The 25501-nt window shown below is 68.6% G+C and carries 23 protein-coding genes; 19 read left to right on the plus strand and 4 right to left on the minus strand.

The window, feature by feature from the left end:
* Nucleotides 1-230: 230 nt before the first annotated feature.
* Entirely contained in the window at nt 231-2393 is a 2163-nt protein-coding gene (recG, locus tag GC106_RS34470; protein ID WP_173139289.1) for an ATP-dependent DNA helicase RecG, read from the plus strand.
* Nucleotides 2394-2872: 479 nt separating this feature from the next.
* Here recG and GC106_RS34475 read toward each other — a convergent pair whose 3' ends face one another.
* Nucleotides 2873-3880, minus strand: coding sequence for a coiled-coil domain-containing protein (locus tag GC106_RS34475; RefSeq protein ID WP_173139291.1), 1008 nt, complete (start codon nt 3878-3880; stop codon nt 2873-2875).
* A gap of 272 nt (nt 3881-4152) precedes the next feature.
* Here GC106_RS34475 and GC106_RS34480 point away from each other — a divergent pair, with 272 nt between their 5' ends.
* From GC106_RS34480 to GC106_RS34495, 4 genes are all read left to right on the plus strand, one after another.
* Nucleotides 4153-4944, plus strand: coding sequence for a response regulator transcription factor (locus GC106_RS34480; protein ID WP_173139293.1), 792 nt, complete (start codon nt 4153-4155; stop codon nt 4942-4944).
* Nucleotides 4945-5046: 102 nt separating this feature from the next.
* The gene (locus tag GC106_RS34485) at nt 5047-8424 is read left to right on the plus strand and encodes a pyruvate carboxylase (protein ID WP_173139295.1); all 3378 of its coding nucleotides are present in this window, start codon (nt 5047-5049) and stop codon (nt 8422-8424) included.
* Nucleotides 8425-8513: 89 nt separating this feature from the next.
* Entirely contained in the window at nt 8514-9284 is a 771-nt protein-coding gene (locus GC106_RS34490; RefSeq protein ID WP_376777791.1) for an arginase family protein, read from the plus strand.
* A 67-nt stretch (nt 9285-9351) separates the two neighbouring features.
* Nucleotides 9352-9648, plus strand: coding sequence for a DUF2087 domain-containing protein (locus GC106_RS34495; protein ID WP_173139299.1), 297 nt, complete (start codon nt 9352-9354; stop codon nt 9646-9648).
* 141 nt (nt 9649-9789) lie between these two features.
* Here GC106_RS34495 and GC106_RS34500 read toward each other — a convergent pair whose 3' ends face one another.
* Nucleotides 9790-11880 (minus strand): HelD family protein, encoded by a 2091-nt coding sequence (locus GC106_RS34500; protein ID WP_173139301.1) that lies wholly within the window; start codon nt 11878-11880, stop codon nt 9790-9792.
* Between the two features lie 152 nt (nt 11881-12032).
* On the opposite strand from GC106_RS34500, the gene GC106_RS34505 reads away from it, so the two are divergent.
* From GC106_RS34505 to coaD, 3 genes are read left to right on the plus strand one after another with little or no spacing between them, the layout of a single operon-like run.
* Nucleotides 12033-12755, plus strand: coding sequence for an SDR family oxidoreductase (locus GC106_RS34505; RefSeq protein ID WP_173139303.1), 723 nt, complete (start codon nt 12033-12035; stop codon nt 12753-12755).
* A 12-nt stretch (nt 12756-12767) separates the two neighbouring features.
* Nucleotides 12768-13310 carry a 16S rRNA (guanine(966)-N(2))-methyltransferase RsmD gene (rsmD, locus tag GC106_RS34510; protein WP_173139305.1) on the plus strand — a complete coding sequence of 181 codons (543 nt, stop codon included), beginning with the start codon at nt 12768-12770 and terminating at the stop codon, nt 13308-13310.
* 52 nt (nt 13311-13362) lie between these two features.
* Complete coding sequence (coaD, locus tag GC106_RS34515; RefSeq protein WP_173139307.1) at nt 13363-13845, plus strand: pantetheine-phosphate adenylyltransferase; 483 nt, start codon at nt 13363-13365, stop codon at nt 13843-13845.
* A 244-nt stretch (nt 13846-14089) separates the two neighbouring features.
* Here the strand turns inward: coaD and GC106_RS34525 are convergent, their stop codons facing one another.
* Entirely contained in the window at nt 14090-14530 is a 441-nt protein-coding gene (locus GC106_RS34525) for a GNAT family N-acetyltransferase (RefSeq protein ID WP_376777798.1), read from the minus strand.
* A gap of 55 nt (nt 14531-14585) precedes the next feature.
* Here GC106_RS34525 and GC106_RS34530 point away from each other — a divergent pair, with 55 nt between their 5' ends.
* The 6 genes from GC106_RS34530 to mutM all read left to right on the plus strand — a co-directional run bounded on the left by GC106_RS34530 (nt 14586) and on the right by mutM (nt 18336).
* Nucleotides 14586-14993 (plus strand): guanyl-specific ribonuclease, encoded by a 408-nt coding sequence (locus GC106_RS34530; protein WP_173139311.1) that lies wholly within the window; start codon nt 14586-14588, stop codon nt 14991-14993.
* Between the two features lie 85 nt (nt 14994-15078).
* Nucleotides 15079-15843: a flotillin family protein gene (locus tag GC106_RS34535; protein ID WP_312873116.1), complete on the plus strand. Its 765-nt coding sequence runs from the start codon at nt 15079-15081 to the stop codon at nt 15841-15843.
* A gap of 88 nt (nt 15844-15931) precedes the next feature.
* Complete coding sequence (locus GC106_RS34540; RefSeq protein ID WP_173139313.1) at nt 15932-16522, plus strand: YceD family protein; 591 nt, start codon at nt 15932-15934, stop codon at nt 16520-16522.
* Nucleotides 16523-16524: 2 nt separating this feature from the next.
* Nucleotides 16525-16707, plus strand: a complete 183-nt coding sequence (gene rpmF, locus GC106_RS34545) for a 50S ribosomal protein L32 (protein ID WP_054294974.1) — start codon at nt 16525-16527, stop codon at nt 16705-16707.
* A gap of 26 nt (nt 16708-16733) precedes the next feature.
* Entirely contained in the window at nt 16734-17480 is a 747-nt protein-coding gene (gene rnc, locus GC106_RS34550; RefSeq protein ID WP_173139315.1) for a ribonuclease III, read from the plus strand.
* On the plus strand, nt 17473-18336 hold the full coding sequence (gene mutM, locus GC106_RS34555) for a bifunctional DNA-formamidopyrimidine glycosylase/DNA-(apurinic or apyrimidinic site) lyase (RefSeq protein ID WP_173139317.1): 864 nt from the start codon (nt 17473-17475) through the stop codon (nt 18334-18336). The genes rnc and mutM overlap by 8 nt, the downstream gene beginning before the upstream one ends.
* 202 nt (nt 18337-18538) lie before the next feature.
* On the opposite strand, the gene GC106_RS34560 is transcribed toward mutM, so the two are convergent.
* The gene (locus GC106_RS34560; protein WP_173139319.1) at nt 18539-19447 is read right to left on the minus strand and encodes a GbsR/MarR family transcriptional regulator; all 909 of its coding nucleotides are present in this window, start codon (nt 19445-19447) and stop codon (nt 18539-18541) included.
* Between the two features lie 178 nt (nt 19448-19625).
* Here GC106_RS34560 and GC106_RS34565 point away from each other — a divergent pair, with 178 nt between their 5' ends.
* The 5 genes from GC106_RS34565 to kdpB all read left to right on the plus strand — a co-directional run bounded on the left by GC106_RS34565 (nt 19626) and on the right by kdpB (nt 25497).
* The gene (locus tag GC106_RS34565) at nt 19626-19883 is read left to right on the plus strand and encodes a hypothetical protein (RefSeq protein WP_173139321.1); all 258 of its coding nucleotides are present in this window, start codon (nt 19626-19628) and stop codon (nt 19881-19883) included.
* Nucleotides 19880-21253, plus strand: coding sequence for a serine hydrolase domain-containing protein (locus tag GC106_RS34570; RefSeq protein WP_173139323.1), 1374 nt, complete (start codon nt 19880-19882; stop codon nt 21251-21253). Before GC106_RS34565 ends, GC106_RS34570 begins: the two co-directional genes overlap by 4 nt.
* A gap of 418 nt (nt 21254-21671) precedes the next feature.
* Nucleotides 21672-21773 (plus strand): K(+)-transporting ATPase subunit F, encoded by a 102-nt coding sequence (kdpF, locus tag GC106_RS34575; protein ID WP_173139325.1) that lies wholly within the window; start codon nt 21672-21674, stop codon nt 21771-21773.
* Complete coding sequence (gene kdpA, locus GC106_RS34580) at nt 21773-23431, plus strand: potassium-transporting ATPase subunit KdpA (protein WP_173139327.1); 1659 nt, start codon at nt 21773-21775, stop codon at nt 23429-23431. Before kdpF ends, kdpA begins: the two co-directional genes overlap by 1 nt.
* A complete protein-coding gene (gene kdpB, locus GC106_RS34585; RefSeq protein ID WP_173139329.1) occupies nt 23428-25497 on the plus strand; it encodes a potassium-transporting ATPase subunit KdpB in 2070 nt (689 codons plus the stop codon). The genes kdpA and kdpB overlap by 4 nt, the downstream gene beginning before the upstream one ends.
* The last annotated feature ends 4 nt before the right edge of the window (nt 25498-25501 follow it).

Here is a 25501-nt window from a genome sequence, read left to right on the forward strand (position 1 = left end):
GGCAATCCGGGTTCGGGGCGGGTCGTTTGGCGGGTGGTTGGCTTGGTTGCGCCGATCATTTACGCCACGCAACACGCCCGGCATCGTCCCGGCCACAGTGTTGATCTGCCATCAGCGGAGATGTCGGCTGCGTGGGGCGGGGCGTAAATGGTTGGCTCTGGCGACCAAGCCCGTCCTCGCGGAGCGAGGACAATCCAACATTGTCGGACCTTCTCGATAGTCTGCCGGTGATGAGTTCGTTCGATGACAGCCTGCAGCCCGTACTGGGCAAGAAGTCGGCCGACGCCCTGGCGGCCGCCCTTGAGCTGCACACCGTCGGTGACCTGCTGCGGCACTATCCGCGCCGGTACGTCGAGTTCGGCGAGCTGACCGACATCGCCGGGCTCGAGATCGGCGAACACGTCACGATCCAGGCCGAGATCACCCGGGTCACCAGGCACCAGATGCGTCAGCGCCGCGGCACCCGTACCGAGGTGGAGATCACCGACGGCAAGAGCAGGCTGACGATGTCGTTCTTCAACCAGCAGGGCAAGTACAAGGACCAGCTGAAGGTCGGCGCGCGCGGGTTCTTCGCCGGCAAGGTCGGCGTGTTCAACAAGAAGTTGCAGCTGCAGAACCCGGAAGTGCAGATCTTCGACGAGGAGGACGACGCCGAGCTGCAGAAGATGCGGCCGATCTACCCGGCGGCGGCCAAGATGCCGACCTGGAAGATCGCCAACTGCGTCAAGCAGCTGCTGGGAGTCTGGGAGGGAGCGGAGGATCCGCTGCCGCCCGCGTTGCTGAAGGACCGCGGCATGCTGCCGCTCGACGCGGCGCTGCGCGCGATCCACATGCCGGAGGGCTGGGACCAGATCGGCGCCGCCCGTAAGCGCCTGAAGTGGGACGAGGCCATCGCCGTGCAGCTCGCGCTGGCCCTGCGCCGCCAGGCCGCCGCGGCCCGTCCCGCGCCCGCGTGCCCGCGCAAGGCCGGGGGAATCCTGGACGCGTTCGATGCGCGACTGCCGTTCGAACTGACCGCGGGCCAGCAGGAAGTCGGCGAGGCGATCGCGGCGGACCTGTCCGGCCAGCACCCGATGAACCGGCTGCTGCAAGGCGAGGTCGGTAGCGGAAAGACGATCGTGGCCCTGCGGGCGATGTTGCAGGTCGTCGACTCCGGCCGGCAGGCCGCGATGCTCGCGCCGACCGAGGTCCTCGCCGCCCAGCACGCACGGTCCCTACAGGAGATGCTCGGCGACCTGGCCCAAGCAGGCGAACTCGGGGCCGCCGAACAGGCGACCCGGTTGACCCTGCTGACCGGGTCCTTGCCCGCGGCCGCGCGTAAACAGGCTTTGCTCGACGCGGCTTCCGGCGCGGCCGGGATCGTGGTCGGCACGCACGCGCTGATCCAGGACAAGGTGTCGTTCGCCGACCTCGGCTTTGTGGTCGTGGACGAGCAGCACCGCTTCGGCGTTGAGCAACGGGACGCGCTGCGGACTCGTGCCGGGGACGGCACCAGCCCGCATGTTCTGGTCATGACCGCGACGCCGATTCCCCGGACCGTCGCGATGACGGTCTATGGCGATCTGGAGACGTCCGCTTTGCGGGAGCTGCCGCGTGGTCGGTCGCCGATCGCGACGAACGTGGTTCCTGTGGCGGAGAAGCCGCAGTGGCTCGACCGGGTCTGGCAACGGGTGCGTGAGGAGATCGCCGCCGGGCACCAGGCGTATGTCGTCTGCCCGCGTATCGGCGAGGCCGGAGCCGAGGAAGCCGAGGAGCCGCCGCTGAACGACGACGGCCGCCGGCAACCGCTGGCCGTCGAGGAAGTCGCGCCCATGCTGGCCGCGGGGCCGTTGTCCGGACTTCGGGTGGCGGTGCTGCACGGCAAGATGCCCGCGGACGACAAGGACGCGACCATGCGGGCGTTCGCCGCGGGCGAGGTGGACGTCCTCGTCGCCACGACGGTGGTCGAGGTCGGCGTGAACGTCCCGAACGCGACGGCGATGGTGATCATGGACGCCGACCGGTTCGGCGTGAGCCAGTTGCACCAGCTGCGTGGCCGTGTCGGCCGGGGCAGCGCACCCGGCCTGTGCCTGCTGGTCAGCGAGGCCCTCGAAGGCACAACGACCCGTGAGCGCCTGGACGCTGTGGCGTCTACTGTGGACGGGTTCGAACTGGCCCAGCTGGACCTGGAGATCCGCCGTGAGGGCGACATCCTCGGTGCGACCCAGTCAGGTAAACGGTCCCAGCTGAAGATGCTGTCCTTGTTGCGGGATTCGGAGATGATCTCCCAGGCCCGCGAAGAAGCCCAGCGTCTGGTCGCCGACGATCCCGGCCTTGCGCGAAGCCCGGGACTGCGCGGAATGGCCGAGACCCTGGTGGACTCCGAACGCGCCGAATACCTCCAGAAAGCCTGACCCACCCCCCGCGCGTGTCCACCTTTCCAGCACCCTGACTTGACCTTTCCGGCACCGCGACTTGACCTTTCCGGCGCCGTGTCTTGGCGTTTCCGGCGCCGTGTCTTGGCGTTTCCGGCGCCGTGTCTTGGCGTTTCCGGCGCCGTGTCTTGGCGTTTCCGGCGCCGTGTCTTGGCGTTTCCGGCACCGCGAAATCTCCGCGGCGACGCGGGCGGAAATCTCGTCATGCCGCAGCGAGCATCTCAAGGTGTCGGAGTGGTGGACACGGGGTGTCGGAGTGTGTATCTGGGGGGTGCCGGAGTGGTGGACACGGCGTGCCGGAGTGGGCATCTCGCGGTGCCGGAGTGTGTATCTCGTGGTGCTGGAGTGGTGGACACGGGGTGCTGGAAAGGTGGACACGCCCGGGGCCGCAGCGCGCTGTCGGGCGCGGCCGTGCGTAGTCGGCCGGAGGCCGGGCGCGGCCGGGGTGGGGTTGGGGGCTATTTCTTTGCGGGCTTTTCTTCGGATTCGAAGTGCTTGATCGCTTCCTGGACCGCTTGGTTCGTCGCGGTCAGCCGCTCGGCGATCTGGTTGCGCAGTTCGATCAGGCGCTTTGTCGACGTGTCCGCCTCGGTCTGCTTCTGTTCGGCTTTGCTGAGGATTTCGGCGGCGATTTCCTCGGCGCCCGCCTTCGTTTCCGCGGCGACGCGCTCGGCTTCGGCTTTCTGGGCGGCGATCGTCTTCTCCGTCTCGTCGGCCAGTTTCCTGCGCTCGGCAGCCGCTTCCTGGTCGAGCCGGGTCCGGGTCGCCGCCGACTCCTTCTCCAACTGCTCCACGGCCTTCTTCGCCTCGGCCACGATCTTGGCGGATTCGGCCCTGGCCTCGGTCATCAGCTGGGTGTGCTCGGCGGTCAGCTTCGCCTTCAGCTGGTCGTACTCGGCGTCCAGGTCGTTGTGGTGCTTGGTGTACTTCTCTTCCAGCTCCTTGCGGCGCCGCTCCAGCTCGGCCATCCGCGCGTCGTGCTGGGTCTGCAGTTCGCCCGCCAGCGCGTCGGCCTTCGCGCGCGTCTTGGCGGCGTACTTGTCCGCGTCGTCGCGGATCTTCACCGCGTACTTGTCCGCGGCGAAACGGGTCTCCGAGGCGTACTTGTCCGCTTTCGCGCGCAGTTCCTTGACGTGCTCCTCGCCGCCGCGGCGCAGCTCGGCCACTTCTTCCTCCGCCAGGCGCATCATCTCGCGCACGCGCTCGGTCATCGCCGTGGCGCTGCTGGGGTTGGTGGCCATCCGTTCGAGCCGGGCCTTGGTGTCCGTCAGCTCCTGCTGCGCGTAGTTCAGTGCCTTGGTCAGTTCGGCCACCCGCGCGTTCGCCTCGTCGCGAGCGATCGTGGCGTCCTTCAGATCGCTCACGAGCCCGGTGACCCGCTCGTTCACCTGCTTCTTGTTGTATCCGTTCAACGCGGAGTCGAAGTAGGTGGGCGTGGACTTCTGGGACTCGTTGGCAACGGCCATTCCACCACTTTAGTGAATCCCTCGATGGCGCAACGTGTGAGGTACACCCTGCACGTCGTAGTGATCTTGGTCCGGTCGGCCCAGTCGTGATCACCTGATCGACTCCGGTCGAGCGCGGACGGTGATCCGGCGGTCGGCCTCGCCGGAATTAGCCCTAATGGTCCAGACCTGTGCGTCGCCAGTCGTTTACCCTGTGTTCACACTCCTACGCGGCGTGGCGGGAAGTGGGCCGCACTATGTCGGATTACCGGCACACGGTCGTCCTGCGTTGCGTGGACGGCTTGTTGAGGGATGCGCTCGCCAACTGGATAGCGTCGTTGCCTGGATACCTCGTCGCCGGAGCGGCGGCGACGGGCGACGGCCTGCTGCGGCTGTGCACGCTGCGGTCGCCCGACACGGCGGTGGTCGAACTGCGTTCGGCCGAGCCGGAGGAACTCGAACTCGTCGCGGAACTGCGCGCGGCTCGGTGCGAACCGCACATCGTCGGCCTGCATCGCGCGCTGGACGCCCACAGCCTCGCGTTCCTGCACCACGCCGGTGTACACCGGCTGGTCAGCACGCGGTTCGGCGTCGCGGCCCTGCGCGACGCCCTGGCCGAGGCCGAGAGCGGCTGGCGTCCGGCCACCCCTGGGCACGGCCTGAGCGCGCGTGAACTGGAGATCCTCGCGTTGATCTGCGCGGGCTGCTCGGCCGCGGAGATCGCCGACGAGCTGGGCATCAGCCCGCACACGGTCACCAACCACAAGCGGCGGATCTTCGCCAAGCTGGACGTGCAGAGCCGGACGCAGGCCACCGCGGAGGTCGGCAGGCTGGGCATGCGGCTGCCGGGCAGGCAGGCCCGCGGCCCCGGCGGCGAGCCGCCGCGCACCCTGACCAAGCGGGAACGCGACATCCTGGAGTCGATCGCCAGGGGCGAGTCGGTCCGGCAGACCGCGCAGGCGCTCGGCATCGCCGTCAAGACCGTCCAAAGCGAACAGCGGCAGCTGTTCTCCAAGCTCAGCGCCCGTAACCGGCCGCAGGCGCTGACCAACGCGCGTGGTTACGGCCTGGTCGATTCCACCTAGTGGACACGTCCGCATGACGTCGATCACCACAACCCGTGCCCCGGATGCCTCCGACCGGTAGCGTTCTCCGGACGACCAGCGCGACCAGGAGGTATCCGGGCGATGTTCCGCAAGATACTCGTCGCCAACCGCGGCGAGATCGCGATCAGGGCGTTTCGCGCCGGCTATGAGCTCGGCGCCGGAACGGTTGCCGTCTTTCCTTACGAGGACCGCAATTCACTGCACAGGCTGAAGGCCGACGAGGCGTACCAGATCGGTGCGCAGGGCCATCCGGTACGTGCGTACTTGTCGGTGGACGAAATCGTGAAGGCCGCTCGTAAGTCCGGTGCTGACGCCGTGTACCCCGGTTACGGCTTCCTGTCGGAGAATCCCGACCTGGCACGAGCCTGTGCCGAAGCCGGAATCACCTTTGTCGGCCCGAGCACCGAGGTGCTCGAGCTGACCGGGAACAAGGCCAGGGCGGTCGCCGCGGCCAAGGCTGCCGGGTTGCCGGTGCTCGAATCGTCCGCTCCCTCGTCCGATGTGGACGAGCTGCTGGCCGAGGCGGAGCGCATCGGTTTCCCGGTGTTCGTCAAGGCCGTCGCCGGTGGTGGCGGCCGTGGTATGCGACGGGTGGAGCAGGCCAGCACGCTGCGTGAGTCGATCGAGGCCGCGATGCGTGAGGCCGAGTCGGCGTTCGGCGACCCCACCGTCTTCCTCGAACAGGCCGTGGTCGACCCACGGCACATCGAGGTCCAGATCCTCGCCGACGGCACCGGCGAGGTCATGCACCTGTTCGAGCGGGACTGCTCGATGCAGCGCAGGCACCAGAAGGTCATCGAGATGGCGCCCGCGCCGAACCTGTCCGACGAGCTGCGGGAACGCATCTGCGGTGACGCGGTGAAGTTCGCCAGGCACATCGGGTACCGCAACGCGGGCACGGTCGAGTTCCTGCTCGACCCGTCCGGCAAGCACGTGTTCATCGAGATGAACCCGCGGATCCAGGTCGAGCACACGGTTACCGAAGAGGTCACCGATGTCGACCTGGTGCAGTCGCAGCTGCGGATCGCCGCCGGGGAGACCCTGGCGGACCTCGGGCTGAGCCAGGACGCCGTGCGGCTGCGCGGGTTCGCCCTGCAGTGCCGGATTACGACCGAGGATCCGGCGAACGGGTTCCGCCCGGACACCGGCATGATCAGCGCCTACCGCTCGCCGGGCGGCGCGGGCATCCGGCTGGACGGCGGCACCGCCTTCGCGGGCACGGAGATCAGCGCGCACTTCGACTCGATGCTGGTGAAGCTGACCTGCCGGGGCCGCAACCTGGAGACGGCCGTGGCCAGGGCGCGCCGCGCGGTCGCGGAGTTCCGCATCCGCGGCGTGGCCACCAACATCCCGTTCCTGCAGGCGGTTCTCGACGACCCGGACTTCCGGGCGGGCCGGATCACCACCGGCTTCATCGAGCAGCGGCCGTACCTGCTGACCGCACGGCACTCCGCGGACCGCGGCACGAAGCTGCTGTCGTACCTGGCGGATGTGACGGTCAACAAGCCCAACGGCGAGCGGCCGAAGTTCGTCGACCCGGTGGAGAAGCTGCCGTCGGTCGAGATCAACGGCGACCCGCCCGCCGGCTCGAAGCAGAAGCTGACCGAGCTCGGCCCGGAGGGGTTCGCCCGGTGGCTGCGTGAGGCGAAGCTGGTCGGCGTCACCGACACGACCTTCCGTGACGCGCACCAGTCGCTGCTGGCCACACGAGTACGGACCAAGGACCTGCTGGCCGTGGCGCCGTACGTCGCGCACACCATGCCCGAGCTGCTCTCGGTCGAGTGCTGGGGTGGCGCGACCTACGACGTCGCGTTGCGGTTCCTGGCTGAGGACCCGTGGGAACGGCTCGCGCGCCTGCGTGAAGCGGTCCCCAACATCTGCCTGCAGATGTTGCTCCGTGGCCGCAACACCGTCGGGTACACGCCGTACCCGGAGGCGGTGACGCAGAAGTTCGTCGAGGAGGCCACGAAGACCGGGATCGACATCTTCCGGATCTTCGACGCGCTCAACGACGTCGAGCAGATGCGCCCGGCCATCGAGGCGGTCCGGGAGACCGGCACGGCCATCGCCGAGGTGTCGCTGTGCTACACGTCCGACCTGTCCGACCCGGGCGAGCAGCTGTACACATTGGACTACTACCTCAAGCTGGCCGAGCAGATCGTCGGCGCGGGCGCGCACGTGCTGGCGGTGAAGGACATGGCAGGCCTGCTGCGGCCGCCTGCCGCGACCAAGCTGATCACCGCACTGCGCAAGGAGTTCGACCTGCCGGTGCACCTGCACACGCACGACACCGCGGGTGGCCAGCTGGCGACGTACCTCGCGGCGATCCAGGCCGGTGTGGACGCGGTGGACGGCGCGACGGCGTCGATGTCCGGCACGACCTCCCAGCCGTCGCTCTCGGCGATCGTGGCCGCGACCGACCACGGCGAGCGGGAGACCGGGCTGAGCCTGCAGGCGGTGTCCGACCTGGAGCCGTACTGGGAGATCGTCCGGCGGGTGTACTACCCGTTCGAGGCGGGCCTGCCCGGCCCGACCGGACGCGTGTACCTGCACGAGATCCCCGGCGGTCAGCTGTCCAACCTGCGCACGCAGGCCAAGGCGCTCGGACTGGGCGACCGGTTCGAGGAGATCGAGACGATGTACGCCGCGGCCGACCGGATGCTCGGTCACCTGATCAAGGTGACTCCGTCGTCCAAGGTGGTCGGCGACCTGGCGTTGCACCTGGTCGGCGCGGGCGTCGACCCGAAGGAGTTCGAGGCCGACCCGGGCCGGTTCGACATCCCGGACTCGGTGATCGGGTTCCTGCACGGCGAGCTCGGCGACCCGGCGGGCGGCTGGCCGGAACCGTTCCGCACCAAGGCGTTGCGCGGACGTCCGGCACGCAAGGGCGTCACCGAGCTGTCCGACGACGACAAGAAGGCGCTGGAGCAGGACCCGCGCGGCACGCTGAACCGGCTGCTGTTCCCCGGGCCGACCAAGGAGTTCCTGGCCCACCGCGAGCAGTTCGGCGACACGTCGGTGCTGGCCAGCAAGGACTTCTTCTACGGCCTGCGGCCCGGCGTGGAGTACCCGGTCGACCTGGAGCCGGGCGTCCGGCTGCTGATCGAGCTCGAGGCCGTCGGTGAGGCCGACGAGCGCGGCATGCGGACGGTGATGGCGACGCTGAACGGCCAGCTGCGGCCGATCCCCGTGCGGGACCGGTCGATCGCGTCCAACCTGCCGGTCGCGGAGAAGGCCGAGCGGGGCAACGCGAACCACGTGCCCGCCCCGTTCGCCGGCGTGGTCACGCTGGCGGTGGCCGAGGGCGACGAGGTCGAGGCCGGTGCCACGGTGGCCACGATCGAGGCGATGAAGATGGAGGCCGCGATCACCGCGCCGAAGGGCGGCCGCGTGCAGCGGCTGGCGATCGGCTCGGTGCAGCAGGTGGAAGGCGGCGACCTGCTGATCGTGCTGTCGTAAGGGATGTCCTGGGCGATACGGTGGCCGTGGCGATGGGTTCGTCGTCACGGCCATTCGTATGCCTGGGGGACCTTGTGCAGATTCATGCTGTGCCGCAGCGGCAGGGCGCTTTGGTGGACAAGGCGCGGTTCCTGCCCGACGGGTGCCTGGCGCTGAGCAGGCTGGCGGGTGAGATCGCCGGGGTCGAGCCGTCCGTGGTTCCCGTGTCCACTGAGGACTCGCCCGCGGTCGGCGGGGTGGCGAACCGGGCGGCGTTGATCGTCAACCGGACCGCCCAGCTCGCGGCCCTGGAGGCGCCCGGCGGACCGGTGCTGACGATCGGCGGCGACTGCGGCTCGGACGTGGCGCCGATCGGGGTCGCGCGGTTCCGGCACGGCGAGAACCTCGGTGTCGTGTGGTTCGACGCGCATCCGGACCTGAACACGCCGTCGACGTCGCCGTCGGGCGCCTTCCACGGGATGGCGTTGCGGGTGTTGTTCGGTGAGGGCGACCCGGAGTTCGTGGCCGGCCCGGCTTTGCGGCCGGGCAACGCCGTCCTGGTCGGCGCGCGGTCGATCGACCCGGGCGAGCAGGCCGCGATCGACCGCGGGCTGGTCACGTCCGACTCGTACCCGGGCGAGCGGATCTATCTCCATGTCGACCTGGATGTGCTGGACCCGTCGGAGTTCGGCGGCGCGACCTTTCCGGAGCCCGACGGGCTGAGCATCGCCGAGGTGGCGGCCACGATCGACGGAATCCCAGTGCCTGTGGTGGGCGCCGGGATCACCGAGTGTGCGACCGCCGACCCGGCGCAGATCGCCAAGCTCAGGCCACTTGTCGAGGCGGTGGTGGGAGCTCTGCGGCGCGGCGCTCAGGACTGAGCAGCTCCCGGCCGGGAACGGGCTATATCGGTTGGCGGGCTCGCGGCCAGCGGGTTATCAATGCGGTATGGATTTCGGTTACGCCGACCCGCAGGCCGAGAAAGTGCTCCGGACGTTCATCCGGGACGGCCGCCTGGTTCGCTTCCCGGCCAAACGCGGCCGCAGGCGAATCCTGCTCGAACACATCGCGGCCTCGTTCGAACCGGGCCGCCGCTTCCCCGAGAAGGAAGTCGACGTCGTCCTGCGCGCGTGGTGCGACGGCGGCGAGACCGACTACGTCACGCTCCGCCGCTACCTGGTCGACGAGGACCTCCTCACCCGCGAGCACGGCCAGTACTGGCGCACCGGCGGCTGGGTGAGCTAATCCCTACGGGCGTGTCCACCATTCCGGCACCAGGAGTTGCACGTTCCGGCACCCCGAAATTCCCGCGCGGGTTCGTGCGGGGGAATTTCGGGGTGCCGGAATGGGTGTTTCGGGGTGCCGGAATGGTGGACACGGCGGCTCCTAGGCGGGCCAGTTCTCGTCGGTGGTCAGCACGGTCAAACGCTGGGTGGCGCGGGTCAGGGCGACGTAGAGGGCACGCGGGCCGGTCATCGACTCGGTGACCATCTCGGCCGGCTCGACCAGGACCACCGCGTCGTACTCGAGGCCCTTGGCCTCGATCGCGTCCACCACCCGCACGCGGTCGTCGTCCACTTCGGACATCCACGAGCGGACCTTGTCGATGCTGGTCATCGACGCGATCACGCCGACCGTGCCGTCCACCCGCGTCAGCAGGTCCCGGGCCGCGTCCCGGACCGCGCCGGGCAACGAGCCCGGGACGACGGACTCGATCACCGGCTCGATGCCGGTGTCCCGGACCGCACGCGGGAGTTCGTCGTCGGACGCCACGTCACGGACCACGCGGGCGGCGAGGTTGAAGATCTCCGCCGAGTTGCGGTAGTTCGTGCGCAGGGTGAAGCGGCGGCGCGTGGTTCGCTTGCCCAGCGCGGTGTCCCGGGCCTGCTGGGCCTCCGCCACGTCCGGCCACGTGCTCTGCACCGGGTCGCCGACCAGGGTCCAGCTGGCGTACTGGCCGCGGCGCGCGATCATCCGCCACTGCATCGGCGACAGGTCCTGTGACTCGTCGACGACGATGTGCGAGTAGTCCTCGTAGTTCTCCGGACGGCGACGGCCGCTCGGCTCCGGCTGCTCCTCAAGCACCGCACGCCTGTTGCGGCGCTTGGGCGGCGGGCCGATCAACGTGCGCAGCTCGTCCAGCAACGCCACGTCGGCGACGGACCAGTCGTCCTTGCGCCACGAGGCCGCCAGTTGGTCGACTTCGCGCTTCGACAACGTCGAGCCTGCCGCACGGGCCAACCGGGCCCGGTCGCCGAGCGAACGCAGCACGTCGGTCGGTGTCAGAATCGGCCAGAACACCACCACGAACCGGTGGAAGTCGATTCGCTCGCCGAGGTCGATTAGCAGGTCCTTCTTGGTGACGTCGTAGCCCTCGTACGACTCTGCCTTGTGCCACAACGCTTCCAGCAACGCCTCGGCGGCGTCCACCCGGGACCGGTTGGGCAGGCGGCCCAGGCTGTGCACCTGACGGCGAACCTTCGCCAGTTCCTGCTCGTTGAGCTTCAACACCTCGCCGCGGTACGTGATCCGCAGTTCGGTCGGCGCGTCCGGCGGCGTGTCGCGCAGGGCCTTCTTCAGCACGCGCCGCATCCGCAGCGAACCCTTGATCGCCGCGATCGGCGCCGGGTCGATCCGGGTCGCCTCGACGCCGTCGAGCAGGTTGCCCAACGAGCGCAGTTCGACGCTGTCCTCACCCATCGAAGGCAACACGCGCGAGATGTATGACGTGAATGCGGTGGACGGTCCGAGCACCAGCACGCCCGCGCTGCCCATCCGCTTGCGGTCGCGGTAAAGCAGGTACGCCACGCGGTGCAGGGCCACGGCGGTCTTGCCAGTGCCGGGACCGCCGGTGATTTCCGTGACACCGCGCCACGGCGCCCTGATCGCCTCGTCCTGCTCCTTCTGGATGGTCGCCACGATGTCGCGCATCTGGTCGCTACGAGCCCGGTTCAGCGACGCCATCAGCGCGCCTTCGCCGACCACCTGCATGGTGTCCGGCTGCTCGTCGGGCATCAGCAGGTCGTCGTCGATCTCCACCACCTGCTGGCCGGACGAGCGGATCACCCTGCGGCGCACCACGCCCATCGGCTGCTCGGCCGTGGCCTGGTAGAACGGCGCGGCCGCGGGAGCACGCCAGTCGGTCACCAGGTTCTCGAACTCCGCGTCCCGGATGCCGAGCCTGCCCACGTACAGCGTCTCACCGGTGCTCTCGTCGAGACGACCGAACACCAGGCCCTCGTGCTCCGCGTCGAGCGCCTGCAGGATCCGGTTGGCGTGCCGGACCATCACATCACGCTCGTAGAGCATGGACGCCTGCTCGAACACGGCTTCGGTGCCCGCACCGTGTGCGAGGCGATCACCGCGATCGCGCATCTCTTCGGCTTCCACCCGCATGTCGGCCAGCCGCGCGTAGACAACGTCCACGTGCTTCTGCTCGATCGCGATCTCCGCCTGTCGGACTGCGGCCTGCGACACCCACGACCCCCGGTTCTTCTTTGGGACGGAAGAGCCACATTACGCTCTCTCAGCGGTTGACAAACCACTTGTCGACAGGATGTTGGTTCAGATCACGTTCCACGGATGTGAAAGCTTGACCGGCTCCGTCCGCAACCCAAGATTATGCACCCATGACATTGACTGCTGTTGTCACAGGCGGTGGGACCGGAATCGGCCGTGCCATCGCATCCCAGCTGGTCAGCGACGGTGTGGACGTGGTCGTCACCGGACGCAGGCCGGATGTGCTCGCCGCGACCGCCGCGGAGATCGGTGCCAGGCATGTGGTGTTCGACGCCACCGACCCGGCCGCGGTCCAAGCGGCTCTGGACGAACTACCCCGAACGGTCGACATCCTCGTCAACAACGCCGGCGCCAACATGGCGCGCCAGGGCCTCGCCGCCCCGGCCGGCGACCTGGCCGCGCTCAAGCGGCTCTGGCTGGCCGACTACGAGTCGAACGTGATCTCCGCCGTGCTGGTCACCGAGGCCCTGCTGCCGCGGCTGGCCGGGAACGGCCGGATCATCAGCATCAGCTCGATCGCCGGTGTGCGCGGCAGCGGCTCGTACGGGCCCGCCAAGGCCGCGATCGTGCCGTGGAACGTGGAACTGGCCAGGAAACTCGCCGGTCGGGCCACCGCCAACGTCGTGGCGCCCGGGATGACCGTCGAGACCGAGTTCTTCAACAACACGCTCACCGACGAGCGCCGGGACTTCCTGGTCAAGGAGATCCCGTCCGGCCGTCCCGGCGTCCCGCAGGACGTCGCCGCGGCCGTGTCCTACCTCGCCTCACCTGGCGCCGCGCACGTCACCGGACAGGTGCTGCACGTCAACGGAGGCGGCCACAACGGCCGGTGAGATCATCACCCGGTGACTCGGATCGTGGCAGGTACGGCCGGCGGCCGCCGGTTGGCCGTACCACCCCGGGGGACCCGCCCGACCTCCGAACGGGTTCGTGAGGCGCTGTTCAGCGCCGTCGACGCGTTGCTCGACCTCTCCTCCGCCCGTGTGCTCGACCTCTACGCCGGGTCCGGCGCCTTGGGGCTCGAAGCCCTCTCGCGGGGTGCCGCCTCGGTCACCTTCGTCGAGGCCGACCGCAATGCCGTGGCCGTGCTCAGGCGAAACGTCGCCACCGTCGGGCTTCCCGGGACCTCTGTGGTGTCCTCGAAGGTGCTGACGTTCCTGTCCGGCGAGGCGTCGCCGTTCGACCTCGTGCTGGCGGACCCGCCCTACGATCTGGACGTCTCCGCCGAGATCAACGCCCTGACCGGCTGGACCGCGCCGGGCGCCCTGGTCGTGCTCGAACAGTCCGTGCGGGCCGCCGAACCCGTCTGGCCTGCCCCTTTGGCGGCGCTGCGGACGAAGAAGTACGGCGACACGGTGTTGCACTGGGCGGAACACCCGGCCGAGTGACCGGCGCCACGAGAGCGGTGGGTGAGCCCGTTCGGCTGCTACCTTTCGGCCCATGCGGAGGGCGGTCTACCCAGGCTCCTACGACCCTGTGACCAACGGGCACCTCGACATCATCGAGCGGGCCGCCGAGGTCTTCGACGAGGTCGTGATCGCCGTGATGATCAACAAGTCGAAGCAGACGTTGTTCACGGTCGACGAGCGCACCGAGATGCTCAGGGACGTGACCAGCCACCTGGGGAACGTGCGCGTGGACTCGTGGCACGGGTTGCTGGTCCAGTACTGCGAGAAACACGGCATCAAGGCGATCGTCAAAGGTCTGCGCGCGGTCAGCGACTTCGACTACGAGTTGCAGATGGCGCAGATGAACCAGCAGCTGTCCGGCATCGACACGCTGTTCATGCCGACCAGCCCGGCGTACAGCTTCCTGTCCAGCTCGCTGGTCAAGGAGGTCGCGAAGTACGGCGGCGACGTCTCGCACCTGCTGCCCGCGCAGATCAACGACCGGCTGCTCAAGCGCCTGGCCGAACGAGCCTGAGACGGTCTCGCCGCCGGGGTGCCGGGCGCCGTGCTCACCGTGCACGATCGCGGGAAGACCTGGCGTGCCGAAGCTGGAGCGTCCGATGTGGACACTGGGACCCGCTGCCGTGCGACGGGCGGTTCCGGATCGCCAGTCTGACCAAGCCGATGGTCGCGACCGTGGTGCTCCAGTTGGTGCACGAGGGGCGGCTCCCACCCTCCACATTGGACATTGCCGTCCGGTGAGGCGCGCTCCGGCCGAGTCAGAGGGGCAGCTTCATGCCGATGTGGCTGGCCTTGAAGCCGAGCCGCTCGTAGAACCGGTGCGCGTCCGCGCGGCTGGCGTCCGTGGTCAGCTGCACCAGCCCGCATCCGCGTGACCGTGCCTCCTCGATCGCCCACTCGATGAACCGCTGCCCGAGTCCCGAGCCGCGGTGGTTCTCGTGCACCCGGACCGCTTCGATCGTCGCCCGCCTCATCCCCAGCCGGGACAGTCCCGGTGTGAAGGTCAGTTGCAGCGTCCCCGCGACGGACCCGTCCACCTCCATGACCGCGAGGTACTGGTTCGGGTCCGCGGCGATCTCCTCGAAAGCCGCCAGGTACCGGGGATCGCCGGGCCGCTCCCGCTTCGCTCCCAGCTGGTCGTTGGCGATCATCTCGACGATCGCGGGCACGTCGGTCGCTTCAGCTCGTCTGATCTGCACGGTCACGCCGTCCATGATTCATCTGACTGTCACACGACCGGGCTACGGTGCGTGAATGACCAACATCACATTACGCGCAGTGAAGGTCCTGTTCGCTCTCGTGATCGGTCTCGTCGGGGTCACCGCGCCCGCCGGCGCGGGCCAGGCCGCCGTCCAGGCCGTGTGCGGCGACACCTCCGGGTTCACCAGGGTCAACCTGTCCGCACTGCCCAGCCAGGCCACCGACACCGTGCGGCTCATCCGGCAGGGCGGGCCGTTCCCGTATCGGCAGGACGGTTCGGTGTTCCAGAACCGGGAGCGGCTCCTGCCGCTCTGCTCCACCGGCTACTACCACGAGTACACCGTCAAGACTCCGGGCAGCTCGACCCGTGGCGCCCGCCGGATCGTCACCGGCAGCGCCGGCGAGTACTTCTACACCGCCGACCACTACGCCAGTTTCCGGCTCGTCGACATTCGGGCTTGACACACCCTCCGACGTCCACCCCAGTCCGCCCGGTTACCGGCAGACTGGGGTTGGCGGAAAGTGCGTCTGACGAGGGAGACAACAGGTGTACCGGGTGTTCGAGGCTCTCGACGAGCTCGTCACGATCATCGAGGAGGCCAGGGGCGTCCCGATGACCTCCAACTGCATCGTGCCGCGAGGGGACTGCCTCGAACTGCTCGATGAGATCCGCGACGCCATCCCCGGCGAGCTCGACGACGCGCAGGACGTGCTCGACAAGCGCGACGAGATCGTGGGCAAGGCGGAGCACGAGGCCGAGACCAAGATCAGCAAGGCCACCTCCGACGCGGAGAACACGCTGGCCCACGCGCAGGCCGAGGCCGAGCGCATCCTGGCCGACGCGCGGGCGCGGGCCGAGCGCATGGTCAGCGAGGCCGAGCAGCGGGCCGACCAGGAGATCGAGAAGGGCCACGCCGAGTACGACGAACTCGTCGGCCGGGCGCACGCCGAGGCCGAGCGGATGCTGCAGGCAGGCCGGGAGTCCTACGAGCACGCGGTCGAGGACGGCCGGATGGAACAGGCCCGGCTGGTCTCGCAGACCGAGGTCGTCCAGGCCGCGCACGTCGAGTCCACCCGGATCCTCGAGGCCACCGCGGCCGAGGCCGACCGGCAGCGCGCCGAGTGTGACGCCTATGTGGACGGAAAGCTGGCGGAGTTCGAGGACCTGCTCGCGCACACGCTGCGGACGGTCGGCAAGGGCCGCACGCACCTGCGGGCCACCCAGGCGACCGGCGTCCACACCCCGAATCCGCACGTCCAGGCCGTGGCCCCGCAGAACAACGGCGCCGTGCCGTTCGACTACGACGGCTGACGATCGCCCCGATTTCGTGACCGGCATGCCGGTCACGTACGCTTGTCGGGTTGACCTTTCCCGTCCCACTACCTTCCCGAGATCGAACATGTCCGAAAACCGGCAGGCCCCGACCCGGAACGCCGCCGCCAGCCCGTGGGTGCTCGACACCCGTGAGCTAGGCCGCCGCCCGGGCAGCAGTCGCGCCGTGCACCGGGAGGTGACCCTCGAGTCGCCGCTCGGTGTCGAAGACGTCATCGCCGCCCCGCGCGGCGCCGTTGTCGACGTGGACGTGCTGCTCGAGTCGGTGGTCGAGGGCGTACTGGTCTCCGGCACCGCGTCCGCGCCCGTCGAGGGTGAGTGCGCGCGGTGTCTCGACCCGCTGACCAGCCGGGTCGAGGTGGAGCTGACGGAGCTGTTCGCGTATCCGCACAGCGCCACCGAGGAGACAACGGACGAGGACGAGGTTCCGCGCCTCGTCGACGACCGGATCGACCTGGAGCCCGTGGTGCGTGATGCCGTTGTGCTCGCGTTGCCGCAGGTCCCGTTGTGTACGCCCGACTGCGCCGGGCTGTGCCCCGGCTGCGGAGTGAAGTGGGCCGATCTCGGCCCTGACCACGGGCATGAGAAAATCGATCCCCGTTGGGCCGCGCTGCAAGAGCGGCTCGGGGATTCCAGTGACCGACCTGAGGAGAAGTAGCCGTGGCCGTTCCCAAGCGGAAGATGTCGCGCTCGAACACGCGCTCGCGCCGCGCCCAGTGGAAGACCACCGCGATTCCACTTGAGCCGTGCAGCAACCGCGCGTGCCGCCAGCCCAAGCCCCAGCACGTCGCCTGCCCGAACTGCGGCCAGTACAACGGCCGCCAGGTCACCCAGCCTGCTTGATCGAAAAGGCGGAGGCATACAGGGCAATGGGAGGTAGGGGCGGCCGGAACGGCGCGGGAGATCCCAGCTCGCTGATGGACGCGCTCGGCGTCCAGTTGGACTCCGACTTGTTGCAGCTCGCCCTGACCCATCGCTCGTACGCGTACGAGAACGGCGGCCTGCCACCCAACGAGCGGCTGGAGTTCCTCGGCGACTCGGTGCTGGGCATGGTGATCACCGATCACCTGTACCGCACGCACAGTGAGCTGCCGGAGGGCCAGTTGGCCCGGTTGCGGGCGAGCGTGGTGAACATGCACGCGCTCGCGCGGGTCGCTCGTGGCCTCGGCGCGGGCGGTCTTGGTGCGCACCTGTTGCTCGGCCGCGGTGAGGAGCTCACCGGCGGCCGGGACAAGGCCAGCATCCTCGCCGACACGTTGGAAGCCGTGATCGGCGCGGTCTACCTGCAGGAAGGCATCGACGTCGCGCGCAAGGTCGTGCACAAGCTGTTCGACCAGCTGCTCGACGAGGCGCCCAGGCGGGGTGCGGGCCTGGACTGGAAGACCAGCCTGCAGGAGCTGTGCGCGTCGGCCGGGCTGGGCGTGCCGGAGTACCGGGTCGAGGAAGAGGGGCCGGACCACCGCAAGGAGTTCAAGGCGACCGTGGTGGTCGCCGGGCAGAGCTACGGCAGTGGTGACGGCAGGACCAAGAAGGAAGCGGAGCAGAAGGCGGCCGAGGCGGCGTACCGCGAGCTCTCGGAGATCCATCTGCCTCCCGAGAACGGCTCCGGTGCCTGAACTCCCCGAGGTCGAAGTGGTCCGCCGCGGTCTCGCGGACCACGCCGCGGGCCGGGTGATCACCAAAGCCGAGGTCATGCACCCGCGCGCGGTGCGCAGGCACGTGCCCGGCGCGCGGGATTTCGAAGCCCGTCTGGCCGGGCAGCGCATCGACGCGGCCCGGCGACGTGGCAAGTACCTCTGGGTCGAGCTGTCCGGCGGTGACGCGATGATCGCGCACCTGGGCATGAGCGGGCAGATGCTCGTGCGGCCGGTCGGCGCCCCGGACGAGAAACACTTACGGGTCCGTCTCAGCTTCGACGACGACGGCCCGGAACTGCGGTTCGTCGACCAGCGCACCTTCGGTGGCCTGGCTTTGTCCGATGTGGTCGAGGTGGACGGCGACCGGCTGCCGTCCCCGGTGGCCCACATCGCCCGTGACCCGATGGACCCGGCCTTCGACCAGGCCGCGGTCGTGCAGGCCATGCGCCGCAAGCACACCGACGTCAAACGCGCCCTGCTCGACCAGACTTTGGTGTCCGGTATCGGCAACATCTACGCCGACGAGGCCCTCTGGCGCGTCAAACTGCACTGGGCCCGCCCGACGGATCGGCTGACCGCGCCGAAGACCGCCGCGCTCCTGGACGCGGCGGCCGAGGTGATGAACGAGGCGCTGGCCGTCGGCGGGACGTCGTTCGACGCGTTGTACGTCAACATCAACGGTCAGTCCGGGTACTTCGACCGGTCGTTGAACGTCTATGGCCAGGAAGGCAAGCCGTGCGCCCGATGCGGTCGGCCGATCCGCCGTGAGGCGTTCATGAACCGCTCGTCGTTCTCGTGCCCCAGGTGCCAGCCCCGCCCGGCCTCGGCGTCCTGACTCTCCACGTACTCCGGTCCTGTGTGGACGGACATGGGCTAGGTCGTGTTTCGAATGTCCCGGTCGATGAGAGTCGGGATCGGGGCGGTTCCTGGCGTCGCCGCGGGATCGCCGCGAATACTGGTTGTCTTTGGGCGGTCCCCCGGTGGCGTCAGGGGCCGCATCCGGCCCGGCTATCGCGATCGGGCATTTGAAACACGGCCTAGCGCAGCGCTCGGCGTTGTGCCGCGCTCAGGCGATCCGGCCTCGGGGCGACCGTGTACGTCTCGGGCGCGATCGCCTGTAGCGCCAAGGGATCGGCGAGTGCCGGTTTCGCCCTGATCGCGTCGACGGCCGCGACGACCCGGTCCCGCGGCCAGTCGAGCGCGGTGGCCATCGTGTCCGGTGTCAGTGGTCGACCGGCGTGCACCAGGGCGGCCACGACGGTCAACGCGTCGTACACGACGGCCTCCGCGAGCGGGCTGTCGTTCATCTGCTCGCTCAGGCGGCCGAAGAACTGTCCCATCTGCTCGAGCCGGACACCCGCCGGCGTGGTCGCGCCGAAGATCTCCATGCCGGTCTGTGCGGCGGCGGCGATCTGTCCGTGTGCCCCGGTGTCCGCCCGCCATGCCCGGCGCCAGATGTCGTCGTCGATCAGGTAGCGCTCGCGGCGTCCGGTCGAAGCCGGTTGGCGCACGACCAGTTCCATGGCTTCCAGATAGCTGATGGACTTGGATACCGAGGCCGGGCTCACCCGCAACGCTTCGACCAGGTCGGCTGACGTCAGGCCGTCGGCGTCCGCGGTGAGCAGGCAGGTGAAGACCCGGGCGGTCATCCTGGGCATGCCGGTCGCGATCAGCAGGGGCGCGAACTCGTCCACGAAGGCCCTGGCGGCATCGTTCGGCGTCGGTTCGGCCCGAGGGGGCCGCTTGCGTCGCCGGGCACGGTCGCCGGCGGCCTGTTGCGCCTGGTCGGCCACGTAGTCGCCGTGTGTGCCGTTGCGTGCCACCTCGCGGCTGATCGTGGACGTCGGCCTGCCCAGGCGCCGGGCGATCTCGGCGTATCCAAGACCCTCGGTCAGCCATTCGGCGATCCGGCCTCGGTCCTCGGTGGTCAGCCTGGGGCCTGGCACCGTCGCACCTCCTTGCGTTCACGAGCAGTACATTGCAACGGCTCTGCTGTCATAGTTGCATTCCCGGCAAGCCTGTTGCAATGATTTGGGCTCTACCAGCCATTTTATCGCCCGAATCGTTGACGTCGGTTGAAACGCAACATAGCTTTTCCGCATCCGGAAAGCGAAAGGGATCATCATGCACGTGCTGGTCGTGTCGACCGTCTCCGACAACACCAAGTTCTGGAACGGCCTGAAGAAGGCGCATGCCAGGCTGCCCAAGGGCGCCGGGTGGAAGTTCGCTGTCGCGAGCACCGACGGGACGAAGGCGGTGAACGTCATCGTCCACGACTCGGTCGACGAAGTCCGGGACTTCTTCGAAGCGCACGCCGGCGCCCATGCCACCACCGAGTACTTCGAAGCGGACGCGGCGAACGCGGTGGGCCTTCCGCGATGACGATCGACGTACCGCGGATGCGTGGCCGGGTCGCCGATCTCCTTGCCGAGTACGGGATTCCGAGCGCCGCGATCGGTGTGCTGCACGACGGCGAGGTGACTGAGTTCGCCGTCGGCGTGCGGAACGTGGAAACGCGGGAACCCGCCACGACGGACACCGTCTACCAGTGCGGCTCCATGACGAAGACGTGGACCGCGTTGGCGTTCATGCAACTCGTCGACGAGGGCGTGGTCGGCCTCGACGAACCAGTGCGGGCCTACCTGCCCGGGTTCGCGGTGGCCGATCCCCGGGCAAGCGCCGAAGTCACCCCTCGGCACCTGCTGAACCACACCAGCGGGATCGAGGAGGCCTACGGTGATCCCGGCGAGGACGACGACGTCTACGAGCGCATGATCGAGAACATCGCGGACGCACCCCAGGTCTTCCCACTGGGCCGGACGCACGGGTACAGCGCGGCGCTGGGGTACGCGATTCTCGCGCGAATCCTGGAAGTGCACAACCGCAAGCGCTGGGACGGTGTCATGCGGGACCGTCTCTTCGAACCCATGGGCCTCACCGACACCAATAGCTGGTGGGAACAGGTCGATGAGACGCGCGCCGCGACCGGACACCTGATCCGCTCGCTGGACGAGGGCCCGATCGTCACGCCGATCGACTTCTTGCCGCGCGCGTTCGGTCCGGGCGGCAACATCACGTCGACAACCCGCGACGTGCTGGCTCTGGCACACGTACTGCTCAACGAAGGCGTTGCGCCGAACGGGAAACGAATCCTGTCGGCGGAGGGTATCCGGGAGATGATGCGTTCGCGCGTGCCCGTGCCAGATCCGTACATGTTCGGGCCGGAATGGGCACTGGGCCTCATCGTGTGTGACTGGCACGGTGAAACCGTCTACGCGACCGACGGCAGCACGATCGGTCAGAACGCCCGGCTGCGGCTGCTGCCGGACTCGAACACGGCCGTCACCATGCTGACCAACGGCGGACCGCGGGAACGCTTCTACCGTGAGGTGTTCAACGAGATCCTCGCCGACCTGGGCGCGGCCACCATCCCGGACCTGCCCGTGCCGGACGCGACACTTGATCTCGACCTGGCCAGGTACGAAGGCGTTTATGAGCGCCCCGGCGCGCGGCACGAGGTGTCGGTCGCCAATGGACGGTTGTCGCTGACCTTGGTACTCGATCCGATGCAGGCGGAGTTCATGCGGAAACCCGACCGCGTCGAATACGAGCTGCTTCCGGTGAGTGCGACGCACTTCCTGATGCCGCCGACCGATCCGCTCGAGGACACCCAGACGGTCGCGATCTACGACTTCACCGACGGCGCGGCCAAGTACCTGCACACCAACTGCCGGGTGCACCCGCGCGTCTAATGCCGTATCAGGTGGTCCAGGCACTCCACGATCCGATCGGCCACCGCGAAGCCCGGCTTGCAGGACTGACCTGTGCGCGGGTATCCGTCTTCGTGCCGGAGCCTCCGGGCGGGGAAGAAAAGATGTCTCGGGTCGTGGGGTGCCTCCCGTGCGCGAAGCGCGGCCGCTTGGGTATCTGTCCCTCCGAAAGGCCGGGGGTCTCAGGATCGCGTAAATGCGGTGGTCCCGCGCATAAAGAGGCCATCAGGTGATTCCCGGTCGGGCGGTTCGGGCATGCACGCTCGTCACAGGCGGGCCGCCGGCGGGGCGGCCCTGTCGTTCGAGATGGGAGCGCGCACATGGCCGACCTGGCCTACGCGGTGCTGCTGATCGGGGTTTTCGCTGTGCTCGCGTTGATCCTGCGGGGACTGGAGCGCTTGTGAGCGGGACGTCCGATCTGGCCGGCATCGTCGCGGGTGTGCTGGCCCTTGCCTTACTTGTCTACCTGTTCGTCGCGTTGATCCGACCGGAGAAGTTCTGATGTCGCCGACTTGGGCCGGCCTGGCACAGGTCGGCCTGCTTCTGCTTGCCCTGGCAGTGGTCTACAAGCCGTTGGGCGACTACATGGCCAGGGTTTTCACGTCCGCCAGGCACTTACGGCTCGAGAAGGCCGTCTACCGGGTCGGGCGCGTCGACCCCGATTCGGAGCAGCACTGGAAGACCTACGCCGCCAGCGTGCTCGCCTTCTCGTTCGTCTCGGTCGTGCTGCTCTATCTCATCCAACGGCTGCAACACCTGTTGCCGTTCGACTTCGGGCGTACGGCCAGTCCGGGCGTCGCGTTCAACACGGCGATCAGCTTCGTCACCAACACGAACTGGCAGTCGTACGTTCCCGAGACCACGATGGGCCACGCCGTCCAGATGCTCGGCCTGACCGTGCAGAACTTCGTGTCGGCGGCGGTGGGGCTGGCGGTCGCGATGGCGCTGGTACGGGGGTTCGTCCGGGCGAAGACCGATCGGCTCGGCAACTTCTGGGTGGACCTGACCCGGGGCACGGTGCGGGTTCTGCTGCCGTTGGCCTTCGTCTTCGCGATCGTCCTGATCGCGCTGGGGGTCGTGCAGAGTCTCAAGTCCGGTGTGGACGTGACCAATCCGGACGGCAGTGTGAGCCGGATCGCCCTGGCGCCCGCCGCTTCCCAAGAGGCCATCAAGGAACTGGGCACGAACGGCGGCGGCATCTTCAACGCCAACTCCGCGCATCCGTTCGAGAACCCCAGTTCCTGGACGAACCTGATCGAGATCTTCCTGCTGACGGTCATCCCGGTCTGTCTCACGCGCACGTTCGGTGTGCTGGTCGGCAACAAGCGGCAGGGCACGGTCCTGCTCACGGTGATGGGCGTGCTCTGGGGCGGGATGCTCACGGTCATCTGGTGGGCCGAGTCGCACCCGAACGGCCCGCTCGCGCTGCTGGCGGGCGGTGCCATGGAGGGCAAGGAAGTCCGGTTCGGCATCGCCGGTTCGGCGTTGTTCGCCAACGCGACCACGTCCACGTCGACCGGCGCGGTCAACTCGATGCACGACAGCTTCAGCGGCCTGGGCGGCGGCGGGACGTTGCTGAACATGATGTTCGGCGAGCTCAGCCCCGGCGGCGTCGGCAGCGGCCTCTACAGCATGCTGGTGGTGGCGATCATCGCGATGTTCCTCGCGGGCCTGATGGTCGGCCGGACGCCCGAATACCTGGGCAAGAAACTCGGCAAGCGTGAGGTCACGTGCGCCGCCGTCGCGATCCTGGCGATGCCCACGGTCCTCCTGCTCGGCACAGGCGCGGCGTTGCTGATGCCGGACACCGCGGGCGCGTTGAACAACCCTGGCGCGCACGGGTTCTCCGAGGTGCTTTACGCGTACACCTCAGCGAGTAACAACAACGGCAGCGCGTTCGCGGGCATCACCGTGACCAACGACTGGTTCCAGTCCACGCTCGGCCTGTGCATGGCGTTCGGCCGGTTCGTGCCGATCACCGCCGTGCTGTGCCTGGCGGGTTCGCTTGCCGTGCAACGGAAAGTGCCCGAGACCGCGGGGACACTGCCGACCACCGGTCCGCTGTTCGCCACCATGCTCGTCGGCACGGTCGTGCTGGTCGCGGCGTTGACCTTCATCCCGGCCCTCGCTCTGGGCCCGATCGCAGAGGCACTGGCATGACCACGACCGTCACGCGCACCCCGGAGGAGGAGACCCGGCGCCACGTCGAGCACGCGGGCCGGGTGGGTGCCGGGGTCTTCAGTCCCGGACAACTCGTCTCCAGCCTCCCTGGCGCCTTACGCAAGCTCGGCCCGCGCCACCAGGCCCGCAACCCGGTCATGTTCGTGGTGTGGGTGGGTTCCCTGCTCGCCACGGTGCTGGCGATCGGCGACCCCGGTGTGTTCAGCATCGGCACCGCGCTGTGGCTGTGGTTCACGGTCCTGTTCGCCAGCCTGGCCGAGGCCGTGGCCGAAGGCCGGGGCAAGGCGCAGGCCGAAACCCTCCGGCGTACCAAGAAGGACACCGTCGCCCGCCGGTTGCGCGCAGACGGCAGCCAGGAGCGTGTGCCGGGCGCTGACCTGCGGATCGGTGACCTGGTCGTCGTCGAGGCCGGTGACGTCATCCCGGGGGACGGCGATGTCGTCGAAGGCATCGCCACCGTGGACGAATCGGCCATCACGGGCGAGTCGGCGCCGGTGATCCGGGAGTCCGGCGGCGACCGGTCCGCGGTCACGGGCGGCACCACGGTGTTGTCCGACCGGATCGTCGTGAAGATCTCGGCCAGGCCGGGCGAGTCCTTCGTGGACCGGATGATCGCGCTGGTCGAAGGCGCACAACGGCAGAAGACGCCGAACGAGATCGCACTGACCATCCTGCTGTCCACGTTGACGATCATCTTCCTGCTCGCGGTCGTCGCCCTGCAGCCGATGGCCGCGTTCGCCGGGTCCCGCCAGTCGGTGATCGTGCTGACCGCGTTGCTGGTCTGCCTGATCCCGACCACGATCGGCGCCCTGCTCTCGGCGATCGGCATCGCGGGCATGGACCGGCTGGTGCAGCGCAACGTCCTGGCGACGTCGGGCCGTGCGGTCGAGGCCGCCGGTGACGTGAGCACGTTGCTGCTGGACAAGACCGGGACGATCACCTTCGGCAACCGCCGGGCGACCGAACTGATCCCGGTTGGACAGTCCACAGTGCAGGACCTCGCCCGGGCCGCTCGGCTGTCCAGCCTGGCCGACGGCACACCGGAAGGCCGCAGCATCGTGGAACTCTGCGCCACCGAACACGGCCTGCCCGCGTCGCCGAGCGAGCACGAGAGGGGCGGCGAGTTCGTCGAGTTCTCCGCCCAGACCCGGATGTCCGGTGTCGACCTCGACGGCACTTCGGTCCGCAAGGGCGCGGCGAGCGCGGTCACGGCCTGGGCCGGCCAGGACGTCCTGCCCGAGGTCGACGAGATCGTCGAAAGGATCAGCTCGGAAGGCGGAACGCCGCTGGTCGTCGCCGAGGGCACGGTGATCCGGGGCGTGGTCCGGCTTTCGGACGTGGTCAAACCCGGGATGCGGGAACGGTTCGGCGAACTGCGCGCGATGGGCATCAGGACGGTCATGATCACCGGCGACAACCCGTTGACCGCCAAGGCGATCGCCGGACAGGCCGGTGTGGACGACTTCCTCGCCGAGGCCAAGCCGGAAGACAAGATGGCGCTCATCAAGAAGGAGCAGGAGGGCGGACGGCTCGTCGCGATGACCGGCGACGGCACCAACGACGCCCCGGCGCTCGCCCAGGCCGACGTCGGCGTGGCGATGAACACCGGCACCATGGCCGCCAAGGAAGCGGGCAACATGGTCGACCTGGACTCCAACCCGACCAAGCTGATCGAGATCGTCGAGATCGGCAAGCAGTTGCTGATCACGCGGGGCGCGCTGACCACGTTCTCGATCGCCAACGACCTGGCCAAGTACTTCGCGATCCTGCCCGCCATGTTCGCCGGGATCCACCCGCAGCTCGGCAGGCTCGACATCATGGCACTGCACTCGCCGTCGAGCGCGATCCTGTCCGCGGTGATCTTCAACGCGCTGATCATCGTGGCACTGATCCCGTTGGCACTGCGGGGTGTGCGGTACCGCCCGGCCGACGCGCGTTCGCTGCTGCGCCGCAACCTGCTGATCTACGGCCTTGGCGGGATCGTCACGCCGTTCGTCGGCATCTGGCTGATCGACCTGTTGGTCCGACTGATTCCGGGAATGTGACGAC

The organism is Kibdelosporangium persicum (assembly GCF_013280595.1).
In the GTDB taxonomy this organism is placed as follows: Bacteria; Actinomycetota; Actinomycetes; order Mycobacteriales; family Pseudonocardiaceae; genus Kibdelosporangium; species Kibdelosporangium persicum.